The following is a 26,951-nucleotide window of genomic DNA, read 5'->3' on the forward strand; positions in this document are numbered from 1 at the left end:
GGGCTGGCCCAAAACGTTATCTGCGCACGGAATCCGCGTGAGCGTGCTGTTATATGCTCGCTTTTGTCGAATTCCGTTAACGGACCTCAAAGACGAACCAGACACATCCGACAACCACGAAAAAGGTTACGCAATGCGCGCTCAATACCTGCTCCCGGCTCTCGCCGCCGTCACGGCACTCCTGCTCACCGGCTGCGTGGACAACTCCACGGACACCACGGGCGGAGCGATGGCCGACTCCTCCGCCAGTGAGATCGCCGTGGACGACGCCGCCGCCGCGATGCTTCCCGCCGAGGTCGCCGACTCCGGCACGCTCGTCATCGGGACCGACCCGACCTACGCTCCCAACGAGTTCAAGAACGAAGCCGGTGAGCCGATCGGCTGGGGCATCGAGATCGCTGAGGCCGTCGCAGCCAAGCTCGGCTTGGAGCCGGAATTCCAGGTCGCGAAATTCGACAACATCATTCCGAGCGTGACCGGCGGCAAGGCCGATATCGGCGTGTCCTCCTTCACCGACAACGTCGAGCGGGAGAAGCAGGTCGACTTCGTCAACTATTTCGTCGCCGGCATCCAGTGGGCCTCGGCCGTCGGCAACGACGTCGATCCGGACAACGCCTGCGGGCTGAAGGTCGCCGTGCAGGCCACCACGTATGAGGACACCGACGAAGTGCCGGCCAAGAGTGACGCCTGCGTCGCGGCCGGCAAGCCGGCGATCGACAAGCTGAAGTACGACACCCAGGACCAGGCCACCAACGCGGTCGTGCTGGGCCAGGCCGACGCGCTCAGCGCCGACTCGCCCGTCACTCTCTACGCGATCGCCCAGACCGAGGGCAAGCTGCAGCCGGCCGGAGAGACCTTCGATGTGGCGCCGTATGGCATCGTGGTCGCCAAGGACTCCGAGCTGACCAAGGCCGTGCAGGCTGCGCTGCAGTCCATGGTCGACGACGGCACCTACGGTGACATCCTCGACGAGTGGGGTGTCGCGGATGGTGCGATCGAGACGATCACGATCAACGCCGCGTCGAACGGATAACGTATGAGCATCACAACTCCACCGAAGGCGGGCGGGGCAACCCGCCCGCCCGGGGAACCGGCCCCATCGGTGCCGATCAAGGCCATCAAGCTGCGGCATCCGTGGAGGATGGTGTTCGCCATTCTGCTCGTGGTGGTCTTCGTCTCCATCGTCGTCGACGCCGCGCTCCGGCCGGCCTACGACTGGCCCGCCGTCGGCAAGTACCTCTTCGACCGCCGCATCTCGCAGGCGGCCGTCGTGACCCTGCAGCTGACCGTGTACTCCATGGTCATCGCGATCGTCCTCGGGGTGATCCTGGCCGTCATGCGGCTCTCGCCCAACCCCGTGGTGAAGAGCCTGGCCTGGTTCTACCTGTGGATCTTCCGTGGCACCCCGGTCTACGTGCAGCTGACGATCTGGGGTCTGATCTCGCTGATCTACTCGAGCATCGACATCGGCATCCCGTTCATGGACCCGTGGGTGTCCTTCTCGACCAACGCGGCACTGAGCACGTTCACCATCGCCATCATCGGGTTGGCCCTGAACGAAGCGGCCTACATGGCTGAAATCGTGCGCGCCGGCCTCCTGGCCGTGGACAGCGGCCAGGAGGAGGCTGCGACGGCGCTCGGAATGAGCTGGTCGCAGACCATGACGCGGGTGATCCTGCCGCAATCGATGCGCGTGATCATCCCGCCGACGGGCAACGAGGTCATTTCGATGCTGAAGACCACGTCGCTCGTCACCGCCGTGCCGTTCAGCTTCGAGCTGTTCACCCGGTCGCGGGATATTTCCGCGGAGACGTTCAACCCGATCCCGCTTTTGATCGTGGCCTCGATCTGGTACCTGTTCTTCACGTCCATCCTGATGGTCGGCCAGTACTTCCTCGAAAAGCGGTTCGCCCGCGGCGTGGGCGACCGGCAGCCGGATCGCAAGGATGCCGTCGGCACCGGAACGGGAACCCTCACCGGGGTCGTCCCCGTCATCGGTTCCGGGCAGCCGTCGGTGATCGCACCGCCGCGCGAGAACGATCCACCAGCCAACCCCGGAGGCGTGAAATGACCGACGTGAACACGCAGGCCGGGGCATCCGTCACGATTCCTCCCATGGTTCTGGCCGAGCAGGTATCGAAGAGCTTCGGCTCGAACGAGGTGCTCAAGAGCATCTCCCTCGAGGTGAAGCGTGGCGAGGTGATGTGCCTGGTCGGGCCCAGTGGGTCGGGTAAGTCCACGTTCCTGCGCTGCATCAACCACCTCGAGGTGCTTTCCGCCGGTCGGCTCAGCGTCGACGGCGAGCTGATCGGCTACCGGGAGACCAACGGCAAGCTCTACGAGATGGCACCCAAGGAAGCGTCCCGTCAGCGACGGGACATCGGCATGGTGTTCCAGCGGTTTAACCTGTTTCCGCACATGACGGCGCTAGAGAACGTGATGGAGGCGCCGATCCGGGTGAAGGGGCTGCCGAAGGCCCAGGTGGAGCGGAGCGCTCTCGATCTGCTGGCCAGGGTGGGTCTGGCCGAACGCGCCGACTACTACCCGGCGCACCTGTCGGGTGGGCAGCAGCAGCGGGTGGCGATCGCCCGCGCACTCGCGATGGAACCCAAGCTCATGCTCTTCGACGAGCCGACCAGTGCGCTTGACCCTGAGCTCGTCGGCGAGGTGCTCGACGTGATGAAGGGTCTGGCCAAATCGGGCATGACCATGATCGTGGTCACCCACGAGATGGGCTTCGCCAAGGAGGTCGCCGACTCGCTCGTCTTCATGGACGGCGGTGTGGTCGTCGAAGCGGGCGACCCGGACGAGATCCTGACGAACCCGCAGCACCGCCGCACGCAGGCGTTCCTGTCGAAGGTGCTCTAGAAATGGTGCTCTAGAAATGCTGCTCTAGGAAAACCGCAGCGACCGTCGCCGTTTGTGCCGAGAGTCCCCGCCGTTGCGGCGACTCTCGGCACAAACGGCGACTCTCGTTCGGGCCGAGCAGTGTGACGCCGAGCCTGCCCTACGCCGGGCGGCTCTGCGGTGCGGTAGCAGCGGTCATCGCGGAATCGTGCTCCACGACGTCGCCGAGTACCTCGTCGATCTGCCTCATGCTCTCGGCCGGGATCTTCACTCCCGCGGCCTCGACGTTCTCGCGCACCTGCTCGGGGCGGGAAGCTCCGACGAGGGCTGCTGAGACGTTGTCGTTCTGCAACACCCAGGCCACGGCCAGTTGCGCCATCGACAGGTTGAGGTCGGCGGCGATCGGCTCAAGCTTCTGCACCCGGGTGAGCACGTCGTCGTTCATGAAGCGGCTGATCATGTCGGCGCCGCCCTTGAGGTCGGTGGCGCGCGAGCCGGCCGGCGGGGCCTGGCCTGCCTTGTACTTGCCGGTGAGCACACCCTGGGCCACGGGGGACCAGACGATCTGGCCGACGCCGAGCTCGCGCGAAGTCGGCACGACCTCGTCTTCGATGACGCGCCACAGCATCGAGTACTGCGGCTGGCTCGAGATCAGGCTGAAGCCCAACTCCTGGGAGAGGGCGTGGCCGGCTCGCAGCTGCGCGGCGGTCCACTCGCTGACGCCGATGTAGAGCGCCTTGCCCTGCCGAACGATGTCGGCGAAGGCCTGCATCGTCTCCTCCAGTGGGGTCTCGGTGTCGAAGCGGTGGGCCTGGTAAAGGTCGACGTAATCGGTCTGCAATCGGGTCAGAGAACCGTTGATCGACTCCATGATGTGCTTGCGGGACAGCCCGACGTCGTTGTGGCCGCGCGGGCCGGTCGGCCAATAGACCTTGGTGAAGATCTCGAGGCTTTCGCGGCGGTGGCCCTTGAGGGCGTCGCCGAGAACGGACTCCGCCTTCGTGTTGGCGTAGACGTCGGCGGTGTCGAAGCTGGTGATCCCCACGTCGAGCGCGGCATGCACGCACTGCGTGGCGATGTCGTTCTCGACCTGCGAACCGTGGGTGAGCCAGTTGCCGTAGGTGATTTCGGAGATTTTCAAGCCTGATGAACCGAGATAGCGGAATTCCATGCCTACAGCCTAAGCGGAGCGGTCCCACTGTCGCTGGGTGAAAAAGCGAACGCATGTCGAGCCTGTCGAGGCCAGGGGCCAGGGACCCCCTATCCGTTTTCCCGTTCGGCCGCGTCCGTCATTCGGGGGCGGGACTTGGTCTCGTTCCGCCATTTGCGGGCCCCGGTCTCCAGCCAGGGTGGTGCCATGATCTGCACGGCGCCGCGGACCATCCGGATTGCCCAGCCGGAGGCGGCGAGGTAGCGGTGATGTCACCAGCACAAACAGACGCCGTTGCCCAAACATCGTTAGTGTGACCCCTATGGGAAACGTCAGATCAGCCGCGATTTACGCCCGCATCTCCAGCGACCAAACAGGAGAGCGACTAGGCGTACAACGACAGCTTGAGGACTGCCGCAAGCTCGCCACCGAGAAGGGGTGGTCGGTTGCCGGAGAGTACATCGACAACGATATCTCCGCGTACAAGGGGAAGGCGCGACCGGAATACACGCGCATGCTTGCGGATATCGAGGGCGGGCGCGTGGACGCCGTTGTCGCGTACCATCAGGACCGGTTGACGCGACGCCCGACGGAGTGGGAACAGTTCGTGGAGCTGTGCGACCAGGCGGGCGTGCAGCAGCTCGCGACTGTTACGTCAGATATCGACTTCGGCAACGATAACGGGATGCTCGTCGCCCGCATCACGGCCGCGGTAGCAGCGAACGAGTCTGCGCGGAAGTCGGCGCGCATCAAGCGCAAGATCCAGCAGAACGTGGAGCAGGGCAAGCCGAACGGCGGTGCGCAGCGCCCTTTCGGTTACGAGGCCGACAAGCTGACGGTCCGGGAGTCCGAGGCCGAGATCATCCGTGCGCTGGTTGATCGTTTCTTGGCGGGCGAGTCGGTGCGTTCTCTTGTGTCGTGGATGATCAAGGAGGGTGTGCCGACGACTGCGGCCGCGGAGAGTTGGGGCACGCCGACGCTCCGGCAGATTCTTCTCTCCGGCCGTATAGCCGGTCTCCGCGATCATCACGGGGAGGCAGCGGGGCCGGCGGCATGGCCGGCCCTGATTAGCGAGGCCAAGCATCAGCAGATCCTCGCCATGTTCCAGACGAAGAAGGTCTCGGGACGCCGAGCGCCCCGCAGTTATCTGCTCTCTGGGATGCTGCGCTGTGGCAAATGTGGCAACCGCCTCTACAGTTCGATCCGGGGGGATCGACGTCGGTACGTGTGCGCGTCTGGGCCGGATCACGGTGGCTGCGGACGCCTAACGATCGTGGCTCAGCCTGTCGAAGAGTGGATCGCCGCGGCTGTGCTGATGCGCCTGGACACTCCCGCGATGGATGACGCCCTCGCTGGGCGCGCCGACGCCAACGAGCGACAGGTTGCTTTGTTGGCCGAGTTGCAGAGTGCACAGTCGAAGATGACCGAACTCTCCGAGATGTGGGCAGAGGGCGAGATTTCACGGCCCGAGTGGAAGGCCGCACGCATGCCCTTGGAAGCGAGGGTGGACAACGCCCAGAAGCAGCTGGACCAGATCGCCGGAACGAACACCCTCGACGCCCTCGTTGGCCAAGGTGAGAACCTGACCGCCAGTTGGGACACCCTCAACCTCGACCGACAGGTCGCAATCGTTCGGGCTGTGCTGGACACGGCGACGATTCTCCCGGGCGTTCTAGGATCCCGGAGCGTGGACTACAACCGGATCCTTCCCAGCTGGCAGCTGTGAGGGGCGGGCGTTGCGGTCGCCGCTCCGCGGCAGCCCCGCAACATCCCGCCCTCTCAGCAGCACGCCAACCCGGGAAACGACCCCGATATCAGTCACCGCGACCGGTACTCCTTGAAGCGCGCAGGTGGCCTCGAGCCATGCGCGCAGTGCCGCCCTATCGATCACGGCTCACCGGCCCCACTGCGCCCAGATGCAGGGCGGTCCCTGCCAGTCCTCAACCGAGGCCGAAGACCATTCGACAGACGGCTGGGAGTTCAGCGCAGCTGACGCCTGCCTGAGTACGTCTTCTGATGAGATCCCAGAGAGGGCAACCGGGCGCGGCCGAAAGTTCTGGGCAACGTCGTACCGATGAAGACCGAGGACGCGGACAGTCGGATCAGCGAACGACTTCGCGACATATTTGGACAGGTAGCCTGCCGCTATGCGGGCTTCCGACAGGTTCGTTGACCCAACGGGGAGGTCGCCCAACAGCTTGATATGCACGAAGCCGTGGCCCCAGGCCGCTTCAATGTGCGAGCGCTTGATGAACCGGCCGACAGCGAAGTGCGCATGCAGGCCGTGGCCGGTCTTGTGCCACTCCGGCACCCACGCGTAGGGGAACGCGCCGCCACCGAGCAATGCACGAAGCGAACGGAAGAACTCGCCCAGATACAGGCGCAGCAACTCGGGATCGTGGCATCCCGCCCCGCGGAACGTGAGAGTGCCCAGCCGATTTAGGCGATTCGCGGAGCAGTACCGCCGCAAGGTCGCCCGCGCACGCCGCCCCGCTTCGGCCGCGGAACGCTCCGGATCCTTTGCGAAGCCGCGCGAGACGTAACTCGGAACCCGACGCGCAGACGAGTGGAACGACCCGCCTCCCTCACCCGCCTCCGGATACAGGGTGAAAGTCCACCCAGCATCCGGTCGCCCCAGAGGAGCTAACGACGGCTGAATTTGTAGTCCCACAACCTGGGACTCTAGTACAGATCCAGGAGCTAGTCCCGCAAACTGGGACTATTCGGAGGGTTCAGCCTTGGCGGGAGACTCCGCCTGGAGAAAAGTCTCCACATCAAGAACGACTCCGGGGAATCGATACACGTCCGGATGCTCGCCGAACACCTTGCGGAAGAGTGCGATCCGGCGATAGACAGCGGATCGACTCATGCCCAGATGTGTCTGCAGCCCCTCGAAGCCGCCGAGCAAGTGCCACGACATCCAGAACCCCAGCAAGTCGAACGTCGCACCGCGCGCCATGGGCATCAGCAGCGGGGCGAGGCGCTTGGACAACGGATCAGTCACCGGCCGAACGGCACGATAGTAGGAATCCCAAGCCTTCTCTAGTCGCCCCTTGGCAATTCCTTGCCCATCGGGTGACGGCATGCGCTGTGATCGAAAGTCAGTCATGAACGCTCCTAGTCCCAGAAATCGAGACTACAGGAACCAGAGCCACGCGCGCCATCCAGTCAGAAAGAAAGACCGCTGCCGCGGTTTTGGCCGTCCTGCGGACGACCAAAACCTTGCCCTCGATCGCCCTACCGGGCTCCCGAGTTACGTTGCTTATTCAAGTAAAGCCGCGGCTACGCCGCGTAGCTATTCAATCGCCGGAAGAACGCCGCGGACATCAAGCCTGTGCGCGTTCGCTCGAGCAAGTACCTTTCCGACGCTCGTGACCTGCACCGCTTGTGGAATCTGATCCCACCAGACCTCGATCTGTTGTAGTGAGGAATGAAGGCGAAGCCTTTCAAAAAATGGGTCGAGCAACGCGTCATCAACGGGTCCGAACCCCAATGTGACTTTCGCCTTTTCAACGATGGCGGCGCGCTCGTCGGGCGAAATCCGCGCAAGCGTCGAATCCAAGGTCAGCTCTTTTGAGGCTGCAAGACGCACGCTACCTGGCTTCAACTCGTGGGGGATGACGAGATCGGGGATTTCAATTTCGTGGCCAGCAACTTCAACCAGCCAAGGGACACCGTTCAGTTCCGCACCGCTGGCTAAGTACCCTGGCTGCGTGCTGGGGTAGAACTCGCGAAATGGCTTCAGGGTGTTGACCTGGTTTATCCGGATGGCGTCCAAGATGTCCAGGTGATCGAGCCAGTCACTGCCGAGTGGGAGCGGTCCGTCTAGTAAATCGTTGAACAGCTGACCCATGGCCTCGAGCCCGTGTTCAAGCCCAGGTGCCAATGGGCTGTATTGCTGAATGGCCTGAAACACGGTTAGGCCGCGAAGTGCATCCTGGTCTATCTGATCGACAATTTCGATTGACCTCTCGATGCCCGCACGCACCAGTCTGTCTGGGCCGCGTTCCGCGCGGTCTGTCAGGAGTGCTGCGAGTAGTTCGTAGTCGTCCTCACGGTCTGAAACGGCGGCACCATTCTGCGCTTTCTTGTAAGCCCGTTGAAAGCCGGGATCTGCGAAAACCGAAAGTCTGCCAGAGCGTATCAAGGACGCGATCACGCGGTCGTCAAGCTTTATGATCCGTTCTTGTATCTGGTAAATACTTTCATCGGTATATTCCGCGACAACGGAGCGTGCCGTAACTTCGGCGATTTCTCTCGCTCGGGATTCAGAAATCCCTATAACGACGTCTCCAGAAGCTTGAACTTGCGTCGAGTTGGCCCCAGCGGACTGGGATTGGCGATTCACTTCACCCCTCTTATGTCGCGACCAGCCTGAAACTGCGTCGATTCATCCCCGCCTCGCTGCCTCTGCGACTGGCGTTTGACCAACACTTTCCACGTGACTGCGCTCCCGCCAGCACCGCCGATTATCAGACCAATTACCAACGTGCCAAGACCGTCGAAAAACCACTCCATGACTACCCCCTGTGAATACGCTCAATGTGAGTAGATTACCGGCAGGGGAAGACACCGGACCCGATCACCGCGCAGCCGAGGTTGTACCAGCAACTTGTGCCGTTGTCCGGGCGCGCGTGTACACGGCGTGGTTCGCGCCTTGGATCTCTCAACCTGTCACAATCCGAACATGGATCTCGTGGCAATGACCAGCCTTTATGTGTTGCTCTTCTCAGTGGTTGGCGCGTGTCTCGCTCTCCTGCTTCTGTACGGGATCATCCGAGTCGCCGTCGCCCGAGGCATGCGCGATCATTACCTGTGGCTTGAGAAAAATCGCCCAGCTGGACGTCAGATGCCTCCTGCGCGAGAAACGATCGGGCAGTATCTCGGATTCTCGAATGGCCCGATCACTCCGGAGCGGTCGAGCCTGAACGAATAGCCGAAGCGCGGGTCGTACTCTCAGCCGGATTCCTCCGTGCAACGCGCGAGCTTCGATAAGGGGTCGTATTGCTAACTTGTGCCGTTGTCGGTGTGCGTCGGTCCGCCCTCGGAGTGCGGGATCACGTGGTGAACCTCGGTCATCCCGGCCGGGATTTTGCAGCCTGGGATCATGCAGGTGCCGTCGCGGAGCTGAATCGCCCGGCGTTGCGCGGCGGTGAAGCACCGTTCGGGTGAGCCGAGGGCGATGATGCGTCCCTCGTCGGTGATGACGACTTTCTGCTGACCGCCGTTGCTGATCAGGTCCGTGACGGCGCTGATCGAGATCGGGGTTTCGACGCCGTCGATCCAGCCGACGCCGCGGCCCTGACCGAAGTCCGCGTTCAGGTCCTGTTCCCGCACACTGACCAGAACCGTGGCCGGGGCGCCGCCGATGGTCGGGGCCTCCCCGGCCCGGGAGACGACGTCGAGGATCACGGCGAGCACGTCGTGGCGCCGCTGGTCGGGACCCGTCGGGCGCGAGCACGGCCCTCCAGACCGCACCCTGCAACCGGATCTCATCCGCCGGCACCGACGCCGGCACCGACGCCGGCACCGACGCCGGCACCGACGCCGGCACCGACGCCGGCACCGACGCCGGCACCGACGCCGGCACCGACGCCGGAACCGGGGTCTCAGAAATGGTGCCGGTGGCCGAGGCGACCAGCTCGCTCTCGGCTGCCTGCACCGAGTCCAGGTCGGTGTACCGCAGCGTCGGCGTCAACGCGGTGAGGATCGCGTCGGCCGTGTCGACGCCGATCGCCCCGGCGGCCAGGCCGATGGCCGTGGCGGGGAAGGTGGGCGGCAGTGGTTCGCCACCCCAAGGAGCGGCCGGTGCGCAGCTGCGTGCCCAACCGCATCTGTCGCCCCGCGGTCGGCCCGGAGACGAGCGTCAGGCGCTCGAGTAGTTCTCCGGCGGTGCGGCAGCCCCGCTTCGCCGAGAGCTGCCCGGTGCCGAGCTCGGGCCGGGACCGGTCGGCGACCTCCGCCGCGGCCGCCACCCGCAGCGCGTCGACCCGCCGGCCGAGGACCTCGACCGCCGTGGTCACCTGCAGGAGGCCGTCGTCGTCGAGACCGCGCACCGCCAAGCACCGCAGGGATTCCCCGAGCCCCGCCGCGAGAGCATGCAGCCCCGCGACCGCCCGAGCCGCCGCGGACAGGCCGTGCGCGGCATTCGCTTCGGGCTGTTCCAGGAGGTTGATCACCAACCCGAGTTTATCTCATTGTGAACAAATAAACCATGTAAGCCTAGAAAAAACTAAGGATTTATCGTAGTTATATACGCCTTCCAAGGGAGCCCCGCCAGGAGCCCAGCCCGGAGCCCCGCCAGGAGCCCCGCCAGGAGCCCCGCCAGGAGCCCAGCCCGCACCCGTATCGATGAGGGATCGTTTGGAGGACCACCTCAACGCTGACTTCAAGCAGGTGGGCTACCGATGATCCAGCGCAGCGGTGCCGGATACCGAGAACGACGGAGACCTCAGCCGGTCAGGGCCTTGTGGATCCGCTGGAGGGAAACGGGCTCCGCGGCCTTCAGTTCCTGGGCGAAGAGGCTGATCCGAAGTTCCTCGATCAGCCAGCGCGCACGCACCAGGTTGGCGGCCGCGTTCGCCTGCAGGGGGATCGTGCCGCCGGCATCCTCGAACCGGCCCGTGGCTGCCTGGCTCTCATTCATCCAGACCCGGTCGCGGCTCGGATTGTCGCTGAGCTTCACGATGCGCGCGGTGATGCCGCCGAGGTATCGCGGCAAGTGCCGCAGCTGCACGAGTCCCGTGGCGCTCACGAAACCGGGGTAGACGAGCCCGGTCAGCTGCGCGCGGGCATCCGTCAGGGCCGGGAGCAGGGCCATGCTGGTGGACGCCTTGAGCGCCTTGTCGGCGGCGCGCGCGGCGGCGAGGATGCGGGCGACGAGGCCCACCGTATCGAACATGGAATCCATCACGACGCCGGACACCCGGTCCCGGATGGTGTCGAACTCGGCGTGCATGAACACCTGGCCGCCGGGCTTCACCCGGAAAAGCACGTCGTCGACGCTCGCCGCGAGGCAGTCGTCGAACAGCGCCTGGGTGGTGCGATACGGGCTGGTGGCCAGGCTGAGCTTCTCTGCCCCGGTGAGGTGCTGCTGCACGTAGGCCACCGGGGAGGGCGTGGCGAGCAGCAGCAGGCGACGCACGCCATCGGGCAGGGTGCGGGCCTGCTCGGCCTCCGTGCTCATCATGCGGATCGCCACCGACGCACCCTCGTCGACGAGGGTCGGGTAGCCGCGGATGGTGTTGTCACCCTGCCTGGTGTCGAGGAACCGGGGCAGCTCCGGGAAATCCCAGGTGGTGAGTCCGGTGCGCTCGATCGCATTGGTGGGGGTGGCAGCGGATGCCGCGGCCACGCTCTCGCGGGCCTGGGTGCCGAGCCGGCGCTGCAGTTCCAGGAGGTCCTTGCCGGAGGCGCTCGGGCGACCGCGTTCGTCCACGACACGGAACGTCATGCGAAGGTGGGCCGGAACCCGGACCAGCTCGAAGTCGTTCGCCTTCACGGACACGTAGGTGAGCTTCTGGATCAGGGCGGCGAGCGTCTCGGTGAAGGGGACATCGTCGCGGTCGAACATGGAGCCGCGGGTGGCTTCGCCCAGGCCCGACACCCCGACCGAGACCTCGCCCGGCGCCGGCGGCAACTCGTTCAGCAGTCGCTTGGCCCAGTCCCCCGCCGGCACCACGTTGCGACGGATGCTCTTGGGCAGCGACTTGATCAGTGCGGTCACCAGGTCGGCGCGGAGGCCCGGTACCTGCCAGTCGAAGCCGGTGGGAGAGAGCCTCGCGAGCAGGGCCAGCGGGATCTGCACGGTCACGCCGTCGTCGTCCGCGCCGGGCTCGAACCGGTAGCTGAGCGCGAACTTCTGGTCGCCCTGGCGCCAGATCGGCGGGAACACGGCCTCGTCGATCTCCGGCGCGTCCTCGGGCACCAGTGCCTCGGCGGTCATCGTGAGCAGATCGGGCGTCTGGGTGCGCGCCTGGCGCCACCAGGTTTCGAACGTGCGCGATGAGCATACGTCGGCGGGAATGCGTTTCTGGTAGAACTCGAACACGGCCTCGTCGTCGAACAGGATGTCACGGCGCCGCGTGCGCTCCTCGAGTTCGGCGAGTTCCTTGCGCAGGCTCGTGTTCGCCCGGTCGAAGGCCGTGACGCGCTGGTCGATTCGGTCAAGGTCCCATTCACCCTCGACGAGCGCGTGCCGGATGAATAGGTCGCGAGCGTAGGCCGGGTCGACCCGGGAAAACTGGATCCGGCGGCGCGGCACGATCGGCACCCCGTACAGGGTGACCCGCTCGTAGGCGACGACCGCGCCCTGCTTCTTCTCCCAGTGCGGCTCGGAGTAGCTGCGCTTGCAGAGGTCGCCGGCGAGCGGCTCGGCCCACGCGGGGTCGACGACCGCGTTCATCCGGGCGAACAGGCGGCTGGTCTCGACCAGTTCCGCGCTCATCACGGCGTTCGGTTGCTTCTTCGCGAGCGCCGAGCCCGGGAAGATCACGAAACGCTGCTGGCGCGCGCCGATGTAGTCCTTCTTGGCGGTGTCCTTGAGACCGATGTGGGAAAGCAGACCGGCGAGGAGCGAACGGTGGATCCCATCGGGATTCACGCTGGGATCCCCGATGTGGAGACCGAGCGGCTTGGCCATCTGGCGCAACTGCTTGTACACGTCCTGCCATTCGCGCACGCGCAGATAGTTGAGGAACTCGTTCTTGCAGAGGCGTCGGAAGGCGCTGGAACCGAGCTCCTTCTGCTGCGTCTCGAGGTAGTTCCAGAGGTTCAGCAGGCTCAGGAAGTCGCTCGTCGGGTCGGTGAACCGGGCGTGCTGCTGGTCGGCCTGCGCGCGGCGCTCGAGGGGCCGTTCGCGCGGGTCCTGGATGGTGAGCCCGGAGACGATCACCATCACCTCGCGGCTCACCGCCTGCGTCTTCGACTCGATCACCATTCGTCCGAACCGAGGATCGATGGGCAGCTTTGCGAGCTGCTGGCCGATGCGGGTCAGTGTGGAGATGCCGGGCTTGGAGATGCCGGGCTTGGAGATGCCGGATTTGTGGCCGGCGGTGAGCGCAGCCACCGCGCCGAGCTCGGCGAGCAGGTCGAGGCCGTCCTTGATGCCGCGCGAGTCGGGCGGGGTGAGGAACGGGAACGCGGCGATGTCGCCGAGGCCCAGCGAGATCATCTGCAGGATGACCGCGGCCAGGTTCGTGCGCAGCACCTCCGGCTCGGTGTACTCAGGCCGGCGGGTGAAGTCCTCCTCCGAATAGAGGCGGATGGCGATACCGTCGCTGGTGCGGCCGCTTCGGCCCGAGCGCTGGTTCGCGGAGGCCTGCGAGATGGCCTCGATCGGCAGCCGCTGCACCTTCGAGCGCACGCTGTACCGGCTGATCCGGGCGGTCCCGGCGTCGATGACGTAGCGGATGCCCGGCACGGTCAGGCTGGTCTCCGCCACGTTCGTCGCCAGCACGATGCGGCGTCGCACGCCGGCGACCTTAGACGGCTGGAACACCTTGTGCTGGTCGGCGGAGGAGAGCCGCCCGTACAGCGGCAGGATCTCGGTGGGGCTGGTGCGCCCCGAGGAGGCGTACTTGCCCTGCAGGGCGTCCGCGGCGTCCCGAATCTCGGTCTCACCGCTGAGGAAGACCAGAACATCGCCGTTGGACTCCCGTTCGAGCTCATCGAGCGCGGCGGAGATTCCCTCGATGTAGTCCCTGTCCACCGTGGGCGCGGCATCCGTCGTGTCGTCGTCGTCGCCGTCCATCGCCTCGACGACCAGCGGCCGGTAGCGGATCTCCACCGGGTAGGTGCGCCCGGAGACCTCGATGATCGGGGCCGGCGTGCCGTCGGGCGTGGCGAAATGCTCGGCGAAGCTCTGCGGGTCGATCGTCGCGGAGGTGATGATGAGCTTGAGGTCGGGGCGCTGCGGCAGCAGCTGACGCAGGTAGCCGAGCAGGAAGTCGATGTTGAGGCTGCGCTCGTGCGCCTCGTCGATGATGATCGTGTCGTACTTGCGCAGCAGACGGTCGCGGTGCATCTCGTTGAGCAGGATGCCGTCGGTCATCAGCTTGATGCGGGTGTCCGGGCCGACCTGGTCGGTGAACCGCACCTGGTAGCCGACCGTCTGGCCGACTTCCTGTCCGAGTTCCTCGGCGATGCGTTCAGCGATCGTGCGCGCGGCGAGACGGCGGGGTTGCGTGTGGCCGATGTTCTCCCGGCCCAGCTCGAGGCAGATCTTCGGCAGTTGGGTGGTCTTGCCGGAACCCGTCGCGCCGGCGACGATGACCACCTGGTTGTCACGGATGGCGCGCGCGATATCCTCCCGGCGCTGGCTGACCGGAAGGTCGGGTGGGAAGGTGACTTCGACGGGGATCATGAGCCTTCCATCGTATGACCTCGCGGTGAACGACGGATGCTGCCCGGGTTCGCCTGTGATCGGCCCGACGGCTGTGGCTGTATCGGCGCGTTTTTAACCGCACGATGTTAGCATCAAAGAATGATCAACGACGAAGGGACGGGGGACCGGCACGCCGCCCTTGCCTCCGACGCGCGCCGCCAGGTGCTCGACCTCCTGATGGGATCGGCCACCCCGCTCGACGCCGCCGCGGTCGCGGCGCGCATCGGACTGCACGTGACGACCGCCCGGTTCCATCTCGATCAGCTCGAGAACGCCGACCTGATCCGGCGCGCCGTCGGGCGCGCGGGGACGCGTGGCCGCCCGCGAATCCTCTTCACCGCTGGACCCGCCGCCCGGGAAGGCGGCGCCCAGCACGATCTGAGCCGGGTGCTGGCCACCGCGCTCGCCGAGGACGCCGACAGCGGGCGGGCCCGGGCAATCCGCGCCGGTGAGACCTGGGCCGAGAGCTACGCCGACGAGCTGCGGGGGAGCGCCGCGGAGGGCATCGCGCCGCTGCTGAGTATCCTCGACCGGCTCGGCTTCGATCCGGAGCTGGTTTCGGCGGTGGAGCCGGCTCCGGCTTCGGAAGCCGAGTCCGCGGCGGACGACGGTGCCTCCGACGGTGTCGCCGACGTTGCCGCCCCGCTGATCACCCTGCTGGCCTGCCCGTTTCGCGCCGATGCGCGGGACGCCCCCGACGTCATCTGCTCGGTGCACCTGGGCCTCGTGCGCGGGGTCGCCCGCGAGCTCGGCCACGACCCGGACCAGGTCGGGCTGCGCCCGTTCGTGGGTCCCGAGCTGTGCCATTTGCACCTCGGAAGCGAGTGGGCCGAGCCGAGCCCGCCGGCCGGGTGAGCGCGCAGCCCGACGACGTGAACTGACGCGCTCCGCCTCGCGCGGTCTCGTTCCGCCCTGCCGCCACCGGGAATAACAGCCCGGGAGGAGGGTTAGGTTGGGTAGGGCGGGAACCGCCCGGCGAGGAAGATGACGGATGAACCCGATCGAGTGGCTTTTCGACGCACAGCTGCAGATCGGAACCCAGACCATTCTTTGGCGCGAGATCATCGGCAACGCCTTCGGCATCCTGAGCGCCGTCGGCGGGATGCGCCGTAAGGTGTGGGCCTGGCCGATCGGAATCGCGGGCAACGTGCTGCTGTTCACGGTGTTCCTCGGCGCCGTGTTCGGCACGCCCAACCCGGTCAATCTGCTCGGCCAGGCCGGACGGCAGATCATGTTCATCGTCGTGTCGATCTTCGGCTGGGTCCAGTGGTCCACCCATCGTCGGGGGAGCGCGCAGGCTGCCGTGGCCCCGCACTGGGCCGGTGCTCGCGCGCGCATCCTGCTCGGATTCGGGCTCGTCGCGGGCACTCTGGTGCTCACGCCGGTCTTCCGTGCGCTCGGCTCGTTCGAGCCCGTCTGGGCCGATGCCTGGATCTTCACCGGCTCGTTGCTGGCCACGTACGGCATGGCGAAGGGCTGGACCGAGTTCTGGCTGATCTGGGTGGCGGTCGACATCGTCGGGGTGCCGTTGCTGCTCAGCGCCGGCTACTACGCCTCGGCCATCCTCTACATCTTCTACGGCGCGTTCACCCTCGCCGGCTTCTTCGTCTGGATGAGCGTGCAGCGCCGCGCCCGCAGGGCCCTCGCGGTCGACCTGGTGGCCGCCCGGCTCTGACCGGCCCTGACCTGCTCCGCTCAGGTTCGTTGAGGAAATACGCAGGGAGCGTCGGCCCGGGGACAGCGGCACAATGGAGGCATGTCCAATCACCTCGACGACGCAATCAGCCCCTATCTGCGCTCGCACGCCGACAATCCCGTTGCCTGGTTCGGCTGGGGTTCGGAGGCTTTCGTGGAGGCTCGGCTGCGGGATCTGCCCGTGCTCGTCTCGATCGGCTACTCGACCTGCCACTGGTGCCACGTCATGGCCCGGGAGAGCTTTAGCGACCCGGAGCTCGCCGATTACCTGAACCGGCACTTCGTGAGCATCAAGGTCGACCGGGAGGAGCATCCCGAGGTCGACGCCAGCTACCTCGCCGCGGCCAGCGCCTTCGTGGGCGGGCTCGGCTGGCCGCTCAACGTGTTCGTCACCCCCGACGGGCAGGCTTTCTACGCCGGCACCTACTTTCCGCCGCTGCCGTTGCCGGGGCATCCGTCGTTCCGGCAGGTGCTTGAAGCGGTGACGGATGCCTGGACGAACCGCCGCGCCGAGGTCACCGCGAGCGCGTCCCTCGTCGCCGAGACGCTCGCGGCCGCCGCCGCACGACAGGGTGCCGGCGGAGCGCTGCCCGGCCCCGCCGCGCTCGACCGGGTCCAGGCCGAACTCGTGGGCCTGGAAGACCCCCGCTTCGGCGGATTCGGCGGCGCGCCCAAGTTCCCCGTAGCGCCGGTGCTGGGGTTTCTGCTCGGCCGGCCGGGTGCCGTGGGACAGGTTCCGGAAGCGCAGGCCCTCGCCTTGCGAACCCTACAGCGCATGGGTGCCTCGCCCCTGCGCGACCCGGTGGAGGGCGGTTTCTTCCGCTACGCCGTGAACCGGGACTGGAGCGACCCGCACTACGAGCGGATGCTCTACGACAACGCGCAGCTGCTCGACCTCTACACCCAGGCCTGGCAGCTCACCGGCGAGAAATGGGCGCAGACGGTCGCGGAGGGTGTCGCCGGGTTCCTCACGACCGTGCTGCGCCTGCCCGGCGGCGGGTTCGCCAGCGCCCAGGACTCCGAGAGCACCGTTGCCGGTCGCCGCGTCGAGGGCTTGTACTACGCCCTGGACGAGGACGCCCGGCGGCAGGAGGAGCCGCCCGCGCTCGATGAAAAGGTGCTCACCGGCTGGAACGGCCTTGCCATCAGAGCCCTGGCCCGCGCCGGGTTCGCCCTCGCCGATCCCGACCTCACGACGGCGGCCGCGAGGGCCGCCGACCACCTGCTCACGCGTCACCTGCGCCGGGACGGCAGCCTCGTGCGGGCCTCCATCGCGGGGCGCACGTCTGCCGCTCAGGCCACCCTGGAGGACTTCGGGATGTGTGCACAGGGTCTCCTCGAGCTTGCTCTGGCCACGGGCGAGGTGCGCTATGCCACGGCCGCGCGCCGCCTCATCGACGGCACGCTGGGGGGAACGGATGCCAAAACGGTGCCGTCCGCCACCGACATCCCCGGCTCCGGCACTCCCGGTACCAATGCCCCCACCGACGCCGCCGGCACGGCCGGCACTGTCGCCGGCGGGATGCCGTTTCGCGCTCCCGACGGGCCCGACCCGGTGCTTGCCGCGCAGGGACTCGCCCTGGACGTCGACCCGTCGGAGGGGGCCTACCCGTCCGGGATCACGGCGACCGCAGAGGCGGCGAACCTGCTCTACCTGCTGACCGCCGACGACCGCTACCGCGCGGCCGCCGTTGCCGCGATGGCGGCCCTCGCCGAGCGCGCACTCGACCGCCCGCTCGCCTTCGGGGCGGCCCTGCGACTGTCCGGCATTCTGACCGGCCCCGTGGAACAACTCGTGGTGGTCGGGGCGGACGTGGTCGGGCCGGGGGCAGGGCCGGACGCGGCCGCCCCCGAGCAACCCGCCGCACTGCTCGACGCGGTGCGCCGACGCGGGAGCGGGCTCGTCGCATCCGTCACCGAGGTTCAGGCGCAGGCCTTCGCCGACGCCGGCTTCGAACTGTTCCGCGGCCGGGTCGCACACCAGGGTCTGCCGACGGCCTACCTCTGCCGTGACTTCGTCTGCCGCCTGCCCGTCACCGATCCCGCCGACCTGCCGATGGCCTGACCCGGACGGAGGCTGGTCGGCCCGGTGGCCGCGCCGGGAACAGAATGGACAGATGGGCATACAGATCAAGCGGGTCTACGACGAACTTTCCGCGAGCGACGGGACCCGGGTGCTGGTCGACCGGCTGTGGCCGCGCGGAGTCTCGAAGGAGGAAGCCCGGCTCGACGCCTGGCTGAAGCAGATCGCGCCCAGCCCGGAGCTGCGCCGGTGGTGGAACCACGACCGGGCACTTCTGGATGAGTTCGCGGTGCGCTACCGGGCCGAACTCGACACCGCACCCGAGACGACGGCGGCCGTGCAGGAACTCCGCACGCTCATCGCCCGCGACGAGGAGAAGCAGACGACAACCACGCTGGTCTACGGCGCTCGGGACCCGATGGTGAACCACGCCAGGATCCTGGCCGAGTATGTGATTGACAGGGCCTGACCCGTTCGCCTGACCCGATACCTGAGCGGAAATCGCGCCGGCCGTCGGGCCTCCGAAGTGACTACAAGCCGGTAACCTCAAGCCGGCAACCTCACGCCAGCCGACCTCATCGGTCTGCGCCGACGACCGAACGGACTCCGGCGATGGTTCCCGAAATCACCATCGGGGCCGTACTCCTGGCCACCGCGTCCAGCATGGTCGTCGGCGCGATCGGGTACTCGCAGCTGGCGTTCGGTACCTCCTGGATGACAGCCGTCGGCCACGACGAGGAAAGCCTGCGCACGGGCTCGACCGCGATCACCGGGCGGTCCCGTCACCGCGGCGAGCGGGGGACGCAGAAGACGTAGAATAACAACGGCGCCACCGCGTTCCGCCGGCTGCTTCGCTCCGGTCTCTGAACCGGTCGTTGCTGTCCGGCATCAACGGACGCACTCTCCCCGGCACTGCGTGTGGTTGCCCCGTGAATGAGTGTTCCCAATTCTTCTCGAGGAGGACCATGGCCACGTTCGATCGCCCGGAAACCGAGCGTCGCTCCTCGAACGAACCGGCAGACAACCTGCCCGTGCTGACGCTGAGCCAGGAACCCGAGCTCGTGCTGCTCTCACCCGACCCGCGCACCCGCCGTTTCGACCGTGATGACGTGGTCGTGCGCAAGGGCGAGATCAACTTGATCAACGGTCACTTCACCCCCCACGAGTCGATGGTCAAGGACCTCCTCGCGGTCCGCGACGCGCTCGAACGGGCCGGCATCGACTTCCTGCTCGTGCGCGGCGACGGGGACCGCCCGGTGATCGCGGTCGACCGCAAACGCCGCAAGAACCTCACCCGCATCCTTGCGGAGGCTTTCGCGAACGAGCCCTTCTACGCCAAGCCCCTCGACGGGAATCTGACCCCGGCCCTGCTCCTGGCGGACGGCGCCCTGACGACGCTGCGCAAGTCATCCGTCTTCCGGGTCTACCGACCGCGCATCGAGCCGATCGGCCGCCTGCGCTACGGCGCCGAGACGGCCTTCCAGTTCGAGCTCTGGCACTTCGGCGACGATGAGATCGTCGCGCCCGTCGAGAACTCGCTGATGCGGGCACGTCTGCCGCGTTCGGAGGCCCGCGAGACCACGATCGACCTCTTCGGGCGCACCTGGCGCACCCTGCAACACATGTTCGACGACCTGGCCAGCGACGTCAGTTTCGACATTGACATGGTCTTCTCCTGGGTCGACGGCTCGTCCAGTGATTTCCAGCGTGAACGGGCCAAGCGCATGCAGGCCTATGTCGTCGGAGACGGCGACGATTCGGATGCCCGTTTCCGCCAGATCGACGAGCTCAAGTACGCCCTCCGCAGCGTCTACATGTTCGCGCCCTGGGTGCGCCGCATCTTCATCGCCACGGATTCGCCGGCCCCGGTGTGGCTGGCCGAGCACCCGCGCGTCACCATCATGCGCAGCGAGGATTTCTTCCCCGACCTGAGTGTTCTGCCCACGCACAACTCGCACGCCGTGGAGAGTCAGCTGCACCGCATCCCCGGACTGGCCGAGCATTTCCTCTATTCCAACGACGACATGTTCTTCGGCCGCCCTGTCGGACCGGAGCTGTTCTTCTCTCCGGGCGGCGTGACCAAGTTCATCGAGGCATCCACCCGGATCGGCCTCGGCGAGAACAACACCAGCCGCAGCGGGTTCGAGAACGGCGCCCGGGTCAACCGCGCCCTGCTGCGCGATCGGTTCGGCAAGGTCACCACGCGGCACCTCGAGCACACGGCGGCGCCGCTCCGCAGGAGTGTGATGCAGGAACTCGAAGCGGAGTTCCCCGGCGATTTCGCCCGCACTGCGGCCAGCCAGTTCCGCTCAGCGACTGATATCTCGGTCACGAACTCGCTGTACCACTACTACGCGCTGATGACCGGGCGGGCGGTCGAGCAGACCCAGGCGCGCTCACTGTACATCGAAACCACGCTGAAGCTGGCACTGCGTCAGATGAACGCCCTGCGCAAGCGCCGCGACCAGGACATGTTCTGCCTGAACGACGGAAGCAACCCGGAGATCTCCGACGAGGTTCGCCGCGCGGCCGTGACCGACTTCCTCGAACGTTACTTCCCGATAGTCGCCCCGTGGGAACGCGAGAACCAGCTCGTTCCCGGCCAGGCCGGGCACACGCCGCCGTCTAGTGCAGAACCGGGATCGGTGTGGTCATCGGGGGTTCGCGGAACGTTGGCAGAGTACCCGCGGGCATGATCCGGATGTTGTCGCCGGCGAGCCGTCGCGCACTTTCCGTCGCGTCGACGTAGTCCAGCGCCGGGTAGTCACCCAGCGGAACGACCGAGTGCAGTATCGTGTCAGCGAACACATGCACGAGGTTGAAGGTGCGTGCCCCGTCGCGGCCCCGCGTGCCGCCGACCGGAACATTCAGGTCCTGGGTGTAGCAGGTGGCCGACGCCACCGACACCGGAATGCCCGCGAACGTCGCGGTCGAGGAGTAGTGCAGGTGCCCGGCGAGGATGCTGCGCACATCCGAGCCGCGCAACACCTGTGCAAGACGGGCCTGGCCGCGCAACTCGACCGACACGGCCAGGTCGAGCACGCTCGGCACGGGCGGGTGGTGCATGGCCAGAATGGTGCCGTCCGGCGCCGGAACGCTCAGCTGGCCGGCCAGCCAGCGCAATTGGTCGTCGGTCACGGCGCCGTGGTGGTGGCCGGGAACGGAGGTGTCGAGCGTGATCAGGCGCAGGCCGCCGATGTAGTCGACGTGGTCGATCGGCTCGGTGGTCGCCGGCTCGTTCAGCAGCGTGCTGCGGAACGCCGCCCGATCGTCGTGGTTGCCCATCACCCAGAAGACGCGGGCACCGAGCCGCGCCGCGGCCGGCTCGACGATTAGTTGAGCGGCCCGGTAGGCATCCGGTTCGCCCTTGTCGGCCAGGTCACCCGTGATGATGATGGCGTCGGGTCGGCCGGAGGAGGCTTCGACCTCCGCGAACAGCTGCGCGAGATGGGCGGTGCTGTCGACCTGGTCGTACAGGCGCCCGCCGTTCGCAAGCAGGTGGGTGTCGCTGAGGTGGAGTAGAAAATGATCCGGCTTGGGGTATTCGGCCGTTCGAATGTTCACGGAGCATCCATTCGTTGGGGCTAAGAGCTCTTCGAAGAGTTGGCTGACTCTACTCTGATTATTTGAGCAGCATGAGCTGAACCTTAGGTGAATGCCAGGCGAACACGGTGAAGAACCCGGGTGTTTCGCCTCCGGGCCCGTCGTCACCGCGAGATCAGGACGTGGTCTCCTTCGTACCCTCTTGCGCCTGCAACGGCTGCTCGGCCGAGGTGGCTCACCGAGGGATGGGTCAGGCCCGAGGTCCGAACGGAGTCAACCGCGCCGCCGCGTGCGAAGCTAGAGCGTGCGCACCTCTTCGTCGATCAGCCCCGTTCGCTACCTGGTGGGGGCGTTCGTCGCAATCATCCTGTTCGCCGGGCTCTACCTCTACTTCGTGCGCACCCTCTCCGGCCAGACCATGGACCAGCTCGCCTTCGACGGCGCGGAGTTCGGACGCCGCAGCGTCACCCCGCTCGCGCAGGAGCTGCTGGATGCCGTTCCGCTGGTCTCCGTCATCGCCGGACTGCTGCTCACCGGGGTCGTGACCGTCGTTCGGCGCAACGGCAGGACCCTGATCGTGGCCTGCGGGGTAGCGCTGGCCGCCGTGTTGAGCACTCAGCTGCTGAAGATCATGCTCCTGACCCGGCCGGACCTCGGGGTGGAGGGCTACGACGGCAACTCGTTCCCCTCGGGACATACAACGGTGGCGGCGGCATCCGCTCTCGCCGTTTTCCTGGTCGCGAGTCCCCGCACGCGCGGCCTCGCCGCCCTCGGCGGTTCCGGCTTCGCCATCCTGGCCGGGGTCGCCACGCTGGCGAACGGCTGGCATCGGCCCAGCGATGTCATCGCGGCTCTGCTCGTCGTGGCGGTCTGGGGTTGCGTGGCCGGCCTGGTGCTGACCCGCGGCCCGTGGTCGATGGGCGGTGCACCGCGCGGCGGGACGAACGCCCGCCCGCCCAGAGTCGACCGCCTGCAGCTGCGCATCCTGATCCCGTTCGCCGCGGTCGCGGTCGCCGCGTTCCTGGTCACGTACTTCCGTGCGTTCGGCGATACCCCGGGAACCCTCATCGCGTACATCGGCGGCGTCACCGCGATCGTTGCCGCGGGGCTCGGGATCGGGTTCACGGGCATCCGTTTGTTCGCCCCACTGCCCTGATCTGACGGCATTTACGGGGGTGTGCCGGGCCGTGCCCACGTGTAACACTTGGGCTATGCCCGTCACTCTTAGAGCGCTCCAGACCGTGGTCCCCCCGACAGTACTGATTCAGGATCAGGTGCGCGACATCTTCGCGGCCCAGCCGGGACTCAGCCGCCTGGCCCAGCGCCTGGTGACCGCGTCGTTCAACCTGTCCGGGATCGACACCCGGCACACCGTCATTGACGAGCTCACTCTCGACAAGGCGTCGTCCGATCCCCAGTTCTTCGACGCCGCCACGCAGGAGCTGCTCAAGCCGAGCACCCGGGTGCGCAACGAGCTCTACATCGTGGAGGCGACGAAGCTGTTCGTCGAGGCCGGGCGACGGGCCCTCGAGGCGTGCCCCGGCATCGAGGCCTCGGACATCACGCATGTGGTTACCGTGTCGTGCACCGGGTTCTACGCTCCGGGACCCGACTACATGCTCGTGCGCGAGCTGGGCCTGAACCCCGCGACCCAGCGCTACCACCTCGGCTTCATGGGCTGCTACGCGTCGATGCCCGCCCTGCGCACGGCGAAGCAGTTCGTCGACGCCGACCCGAACGCCGTCGTGCTCGTCGTCAGCGCCGAGCTGTGTTCGCTGCACCTGCGCACCTCGGACGACCCGGACACGATCGTCGCCTCCTCGCTGTTCTCGGATGGAGCTGCGGCTGGGATCGTCAGCTCCCGCGCCCCCGCGGCGGGCGAGAACGCCCTCAACCTCGACCTGTTCGAGACCGTGATCACGCCCATCGGCGAGGGGGACATGGCCTGGAAGATCGGCGACGAAGGGTTCGAGATGATCCTCAGCACCTACGTGCCGCACATCATCGACCAGCACATCGAGGGGGCGCTGGCACCCCTCTTCGCGCGGGACGTCGCGCTCAGCGCAGTGTTGGCGCCGGCGCTTGTGCCTTCCAAGGTGCCGTCGCTCCTGCCTGCCGGGGTGCCGGAGGGTGTCTCGGCCGGGTCGGTCGCAACCCTGGTCGCACCGGTTGACGTCGCGCCGGTCACCACACCGGCCACCGCGATCGCGCACTGGGCGATCCATCCGGGCGGGCGCAGCATCCTGGACAAGACCGAGGCGAAGCTCGGGCTGAGCGAGGCGCAGCTCGTGCCCTCGCGGGAGACTCTCCGCACCTACGGCAACATGAGCAGCGCGACGATCCTGTTCGTGCTCAAGGCCATCCTCGACTCCCCGGCCACGGATGACGGCGAGCGGGTCTGCGCGATGGCGTTCGGCCCGGGGCTCACGGTCGAATCCGGGCTGATGACCGTCACCGCCGGGTAGCGGAAGTGGGCATCCCGTCGATGCATTTCCCTTCGGCGCGCCGATCGTCGCGGAGTCGTCCCTTCCTGGGCGTCTCGTCGCTGGGCGTTCCGTCGCTGCGCCGGCGCGCGAGTGACGCCGTCGAGCTCATGGACGACCCCGACTGCGACCCCGTCAAACTCGCCAGCACCTACGCGAACTTCCGGTTTGTGAACGGCGTGGTGTCGGGGTGGCGCGGGATGTACCGCCGCGATATCCGGCCATTGCTGTCGAGCACTCGGGAGAGCACCCTGCTCGACGTCGGCTGCGGCGGCGGCGACGTGGCGCGGGCGCTGGCCCGCTGGGCCGCCCGGGACGGCCTGCGGCTGCGCATCACGGCCGTTGACCCGGATGCCCGCGCGCACGCCTACGCGATGAGTCTGCCCCCACTGCCCGGACTGACGTTTCGGCGGGCGCTCAGTTCCGATCTCGTCGCAGAAAGGCGCCGGTTCGACGTCGTCGTCTCCAACCATGTGCTGCACCACCTCACCGGCGAACAGCTCGGCGGACTGCTCGCCGACTCGGAACGGCTCGCCGCGCATCGGGTGCTGCACGCCGACATTGAACGCAGCCGGTTCGCGTACCTCGGCTTCGGGCTCGGCACCTGGCCGCTCTTTCGCCGGTCGTTCATCCGCGACGACGGGCTCACCTCCATTCGCCGCAGTTTTACGGCGGCCGAGCTGCGCGAGGTGGTGCCGCCCGGGTGGCAGGTGACGCGGGAACATCCGTCGCGCCTCGTGCTGCGCCGGGTGGTGCCGACCGGACCGGCGTCTGCCGGGCTCGCGTCGGCTGTGTCGGCGTCGGCTGTGTCGGTTCTTGCTGGCACGGCGTCGGCTGTGTCGGTTCTTGCTGGCACGGCGTCGGCTGGGTCGGTTCTTGCTGAGACGGTGCCGGCGAGCGTGTCCTTTCCGGTCAAAAGTGACCGGCGCAACGGGCACTCTCGACCGGAAAGGGAACCTGAACGCGTGCACGTGCACGAGCGGGGGCAGGCGAACGACAGCGGGGCACGGGTTCGGGACGTGATCGTGGTCGGCGGGGGACCGGTGGGCATCCTGCTCGCTGGACTGCTGGCGGTGCGCGGTGTCGACGTGGAGGTGGTCGAGCAGCGAGCCAAGCCGTCGCTGCGATCCCGGGCCATCGGCATCCACCCGCCGTCGTTGCGGGCTCTGGAGCAACTGGGCGTGGCAGAAGAGGTGCTCGCCCGGGCGGTGCGCATCCGCGGCGGTGTGGTGCGCTCGGACGGGCGCACGCTGGGCCGACTGGCGTTCACCGAAACCGTCGACCGGATGCAGAGCGTGATCTCTCTGCCGCAGTTCGAGACCGAGGCCGTGCTGCGCGCGCGCTTCGCCGAACTCGCGCCCGGCCGGCTGCGCGGCGGCGTAACGGTGACCGGGGTGTCCGAGCGCGGTGGTCGGGTCGCGGTCGAGACGGCTAAGACAGTCGAGACGGCGAAGCCAGGCGGGACGCACGGGACGGTCGAGGGGATCGGGACGGGCGGGACGGGCGAGGGGGGCGTGTCTGCCGGCGAAACTCTCGAGGCTCGCTACGTGGTCGCCGCCGACGGCGCCCGCAGTCTCGTGCGCGACCTACTCGGCATCCGCTGCACCGCGCGCACCGGCGGCGAGACGTATCTGATGAGCGACTACCCCGACACGGGGGAGCATCTCGGGGAGGCCGTGCTCTTCTTCGAGCGGGGTGGTGTGGTCGAGTCGTTCCCGTTGCCGGGAGGCCGACGCCGCTGGGTGGCCATGACCCCGACCCTGCAGGCCGATGCGACGTCCGACGACCTGGCTGCGCTCATCCGTGCCCGCACCGGCACGCAGCTGCCTCCGACGACCGCGGAGGCCAGCGCCTTCTCGGTGCAGCAGCGCCTCGCCACGAGACTTGTAGCGGGACGGGTCGTGCTCATCGGCGACGCGGCGCACCAGATCAGCCCGATCGGCGGGCAGGGCATGAACCTCGGGTGGCTCGACGCGCTGCAACTGGCCCCGGCGCTGGAGCGGGCGCTGCGGGATCCGGAGGCCGCTTCAGGCGTGCTCGGGGATTACGACCGCCGCCGCCGGCGCAGCGCTCGGATGGCCGCCCGGCAGGCCGACTTCAACATGGCGATGGGCGGACCCGTGCAGGGGCTTCGCCTGCGCGCGCGGAACGGCCTCGTGCGCGCCCTCGCGGCGCCGCCCGCCAGCGCCGTGCTCGCCCGCGCCTTCACCATGCGCTGGCTGTAGCTCGCCGCCGCCGGCGCGCCCGCTCGACTCGATCGGCCCGGTGCGCTGGGGCTAACTCAGGAGAAACGTGCGGATGGTGTGGCCGACTCGCAGAACTCCGCGCAAACATGCGAAAATCTGCGGGGGCGCGGCCGCCGCTCGCCGGAATCTCCTGAGTTGGCCACGACGTGTGCGCGGCTGCTGCTGCTGCTGCTGCCCGATTCGGGGTGCAGGTCGGTCCGTGCGCACAACTCCTCCAATTCGGCGGAGCTGCGGCACGGATGCCCGGGACGCCTGGGCGGTTCCGGGCACTCACCGGAATTGGCAGGAGTTATGCGCCGGGGCGATGGATGACCCGGGCCGGCCGGGTGGTGCGGGCTGGGCGGGGCTGGCCCGGTCGGGCAGGTCGTTGGGGCTAACTCAGGAGAAACGAGCGCACGGTGCGTTCGGCCCGCAGAATCATGCGACACTTCGCGGGGCTGGGACCGCTGCTCGTGGAATCTCCTGAATTAGCCACGGAATGGAAGGCTCAGCTGGGTGTGCACGGTGAGATGGGTCGGCCGACGGGCCGCGGCGAGCCGGGCCGGCCGACGGGCCGGGCCGACGGGCCGGGCCGACGGGC

The 26,951-nt window shown here is 67.3% G+C and carries 22 protein-coding genes; 14 read left to right on the forward strand and 8 right to left on the reverse strand.

Features of this window, described 5'->3' with window-relative positions; translation table 11 throughout:
• Positions 1 to 133: 133 nt before the first annotated feature.
• The 3 genes from E3N94_RS03985 (at position 134) to E3N94_RS03995 (ending at position 2,868) form a co-directional block, all read left to right on the forward strand.
• Entirely contained in the window at positions 134 to 1,033 is a 900-nt protein-coding gene (locus tag E3N94_RS03985; RefSeq protein WP_134342425.1) for an ABC transporter substrate-binding protein, read from the forward strand.
• A gap of 108 nt (positions 1,034 to 1,141) precedes the next feature.
• Positions 1,142 to 2,071 carry an amino acid ABC transporter permease gene (locus E3N94_RS03990; RefSeq protein ID WP_233191170.1) on the forward strand — a complete coding sequence of 310 codons (930 nt, stop codon included), beginning with the start codon at positions 1,142 to 1,144 and terminating at the stop codon, positions 2,069 to 2,071.
• A 44-nt stretch (positions 2,072 to 2,115) separates the two neighbouring features.
• On the forward strand, positions 2,116 to 2,868 hold the full coding sequence (locus E3N94_RS03995; RefSeq protein ID WP_104099586.1) for an amino acid ABC transporter ATP-binding protein: 753 nt from the start codon (positions 2,116 to 2,118) through the stop codon (positions 2,866 to 2,868).
• A gap of 139 nt (positions 2,869 to 3,007) precedes the next feature.
• Here E3N94_RS03995 and E3N94_RS04000 read toward each other — a convergent pair whose 3' ends face one another.
• The gene (locus E3N94_RS04000; RefSeq protein ID WP_104099560.1) at positions 3,008 to 4,018 is read right to left on the reverse strand and encodes an aldo/keto reductase family protein; all 1,011 of its coding nucleotides are present in this window, start codon (positions 4,016 to 4,018) and stop codon (positions 3,008 to 3,010) included.
• Positions 4,019 to 4,319: 301 nt separating this feature from the next.
• On the opposite strand from E3N94_RS04000, the gene E3N94_RS04005 reads away from it, so the two are divergent.
• Positions 4,320 to 5,723 carry a recombinase family protein gene (locus E3N94_RS04005; RefSeq protein WP_134569852.1) on the forward strand — a complete coding sequence of 468 codons (1,404 nt, stop codon included), beginning with the start codon at positions 4,320 to 4,322 and terminating at the stop codon, positions 5,721 to 5,723.
• Positions 5,724 to 5,891: 168 nt separating this feature from the next.
• Here the strand turns inward: E3N94_RS04005 and E3N94_RS04015 are convergent, their stop codons facing one another.
• From E3N94_RS04015 to E3N94_RS04025, 3 genes are all read right to left on the reverse strand, one after another.
• Positions 5,892 to 6,386: a hypothetical protein gene (locus tag E3N94_RS04015; RefSeq protein ID WP_241987060.1), complete on the reverse strand. Its 495-nt coding sequence runs from the start codon at positions 6,384 to 6,386 to the stop codon at positions 5,892 to 5,894.
• 330 nt (positions 6,387 to 6,716) lie between these two features.
• Positions 6,717 to 7,106, reverse strand: coding sequence for a hypothetical protein (locus tag E3N94_RS04020; RefSeq protein ID WP_134569854.1), 390 nt, complete (start codon positions 7,104 to 7,106; stop codon positions 6,717 to 6,719).
• A 186-nt stretch (positions 7,107 to 7,292) separates the two neighbouring features.
• Positions 7,293 to 8,345 (reverse strand): LPO_1073/Vpar_1526 family protein, encoded by a 1,053-nt coding sequence (locus E3N94_RS04025; RefSeq protein WP_134569855.1) that lies wholly within the window; start codon positions 8,343 to 8,345, stop codon positions 7,293 to 7,295.
• 339 nt (positions 8,346 to 8,684) lie between these two features.
• Here E3N94_RS04025 and E3N94_RS04030 point away from each other — a divergent pair, with 339 nt between their 5' ends.
• A complete protein-coding gene (locus E3N94_RS04030) occupies positions 8,685 to 8,933 on the forward strand; it encodes a hypothetical protein (protein WP_134569856.1) in 249 nt (82 codons plus the stop codon).
• A 71-nt stretch (positions 8,934 to 9,004) separates the two neighbouring features.
• Here E3N94_RS04030 and E3N94_RS04035 read toward each other — a convergent pair whose 3' ends face one another.
• The 3 genes from E3N94_RS04035 to hrpA all read right to left on the reverse strand — a co-directional run bounded on the left by E3N94_RS04035 (position 9,005) and on the right by hrpA (position 14,360).
• On the reverse strand, positions 9,005 to 9,493 hold the full coding sequence (locus tag E3N94_RS04035) for an HNH endonuclease signature motif containing protein (protein ID WP_134569857.1): 489 nt from the start codon (positions 9,491 to 9,493) through the stop codon (positions 9,005 to 9,007).
• Positions 9,494 to 9,606: 113 nt separating this feature from the next.
• On the reverse strand, positions 9,607 to 10,176 hold the full coding sequence (locus tag E3N94_RS04040) for a hypothetical protein (protein WP_134342428.1): 570 nt from the start codon (positions 10,174 to 10,176) through the stop codon (positions 9,607 to 9,609).
• Between the two features lie 272 nt (positions 10,177 to 10,448).
• Positions 10,449 to 14,360: an ATP-dependent RNA helicase HrpA gene (gene hrpA / locus E3N94_RS04045; RefSeq protein WP_134420191.1), complete on the reverse strand. Its 3,912-nt coding sequence runs from the start codon at positions 14,358 to 14,360 to the stop codon at positions 10,449 to 10,451.
• A gap of 120 nt (positions 14,361 to 14,480) precedes the next feature.
• Here hrpA and E3N94_RS04050 point away from each other — a divergent pair, with 120 nt between their 5' ends.
• The 6 genes from E3N94_RS04050 (at position 14,481) to E3N94_RS04075 (ending at position 20,795) form a co-directional block, all read left to right on the forward strand.
• On the forward strand, positions 14,481 to 15,236 hold the full coding sequence (locus tag E3N94_RS04050; protein ID WP_134342430.1) for a helix-turn-helix domain-containing protein: 756 nt from the start codon (positions 14,481 to 14,483) through the stop codon (positions 15,234 to 15,236).
• Between the two features lie 136 nt (positions 15,237 to 15,372).
• Positions 15,373 to 16,056 carry a nicotinamide riboside transporter PnuC gene (pnuC, locus tag E3N94_RS04055; protein ID WP_134342431.1) on the forward strand — a complete coding sequence of 228 codons (684 nt, stop codon included), beginning with the start codon at positions 15,373 to 15,375 and terminating at the stop codon, positions 16,054 to 16,056.
• 81 nt (positions 16,057 to 16,137) lie between these two features.
• A complete protein-coding gene (locus E3N94_RS04060) occupies positions 16,138 to 18,141 on the forward strand; it encodes a DUF255 domain-containing protein (RefSeq protein WP_134569858.1) in 2,004 nt (667 codons plus the stop codon).
• Between the two features lie 52 nt (positions 18,142 to 18,193).
• Entirely contained in the window at positions 18,194 to 18,568 is a 375-nt protein-coding gene (locus E3N94_RS04065; RefSeq protein WP_104099553.1) for a DUF488 family protein, read from the forward strand.
• Positions 18,569 to 18,711: 143 nt separating this feature from the next.
• Entirely contained in the window at positions 18,712 to 18,915 is a 204-nt protein-coding gene (locus E3N94_RS17070; RefSeq protein ID WP_134342433.1) for a DUF1761 domain-containing protein, read from the forward strand.
• A 149-nt stretch (positions 18,916 to 19,064) separates the two neighbouring features.
• The gene (locus tag E3N94_RS04075) at positions 19,065 to 20,795 is read left to right on the forward strand and encodes a stealth family protein (RefSeq protein WP_104099552.1); all 1,731 of its coding nucleotides are present in this window, start codon (positions 19,065 to 19,067) and stop codon (positions 20,793 to 20,795) included.
• Here the strand turns inward: E3N94_RS04075 and E3N94_RS04080 are convergent.
• Entirely contained in the window at positions 20,725 to 21,663 is a 939-nt protein-coding gene (locus E3N94_RS04080) for a phosphodiesterase (RefSeq protein WP_174720204.1), read from the reverse strand. The two genes, E3N94_RS04075 and E3N94_RS04080, sit on opposite strands and share 71 nt — an antisense overlap.
• A gap of 283 nt (positions 21,664 to 21,946) precedes the next feature.
• On the opposite strand from E3N94_RS04080, the gene E3N94_RS04085 reads away from it, so the two are divergent.
• From E3N94_RS04085 to E3N94_RS17555, 3 genes are read left to right on the forward strand one after another with little or no spacing between them, the layout of a single operon-like run.
• Positions 21,947 to 22,798, forward strand: coding sequence for a phosphatase PAP2 family protein (locus E3N94_RS04085; RefSeq protein ID WP_134342434.1), 852 nt, complete (start codon positions 21,947 to 21,949; stop codon positions 22,796 to 22,798).
• Positions 22,799 to 22,853: 55 nt separating this feature from the next.
• Positions 22,854 to 24,107, forward strand: a complete 1,254-nt coding sequence (locus E3N94_RS04090) for a type III polyketide synthase (protein ID WP_241986133.1) — start codon at positions 22,854 to 22,856, stop codon at positions 24,105 to 24,107.
• Between the two features lie 20 nt (positions 24,108 to 24,127).
• On the forward strand, positions 24,128 to 26,350 hold the full coding sequence (locus E3N94_RS17555) for an FAD-dependent monooxygenase (protein ID WP_347232688.1): 2,223 nt from the start codon (positions 24,128 to 24,130) through the stop codon (positions 26,348 to 26,350).
• Positions 26,351 to 26,951: the final 601 nt, after the last annotated feature.

Source organism: Cryobacterium sp. Sr3 (genome assembly GCF_004402835.1).
Classification (GTDB): domain Bacteria; phylum Actinomycetota; class Actinomycetes; order Actinomycetales; family Microbacteriaceae; genus Cryobacterium; species Cryobacterium sandaracinum.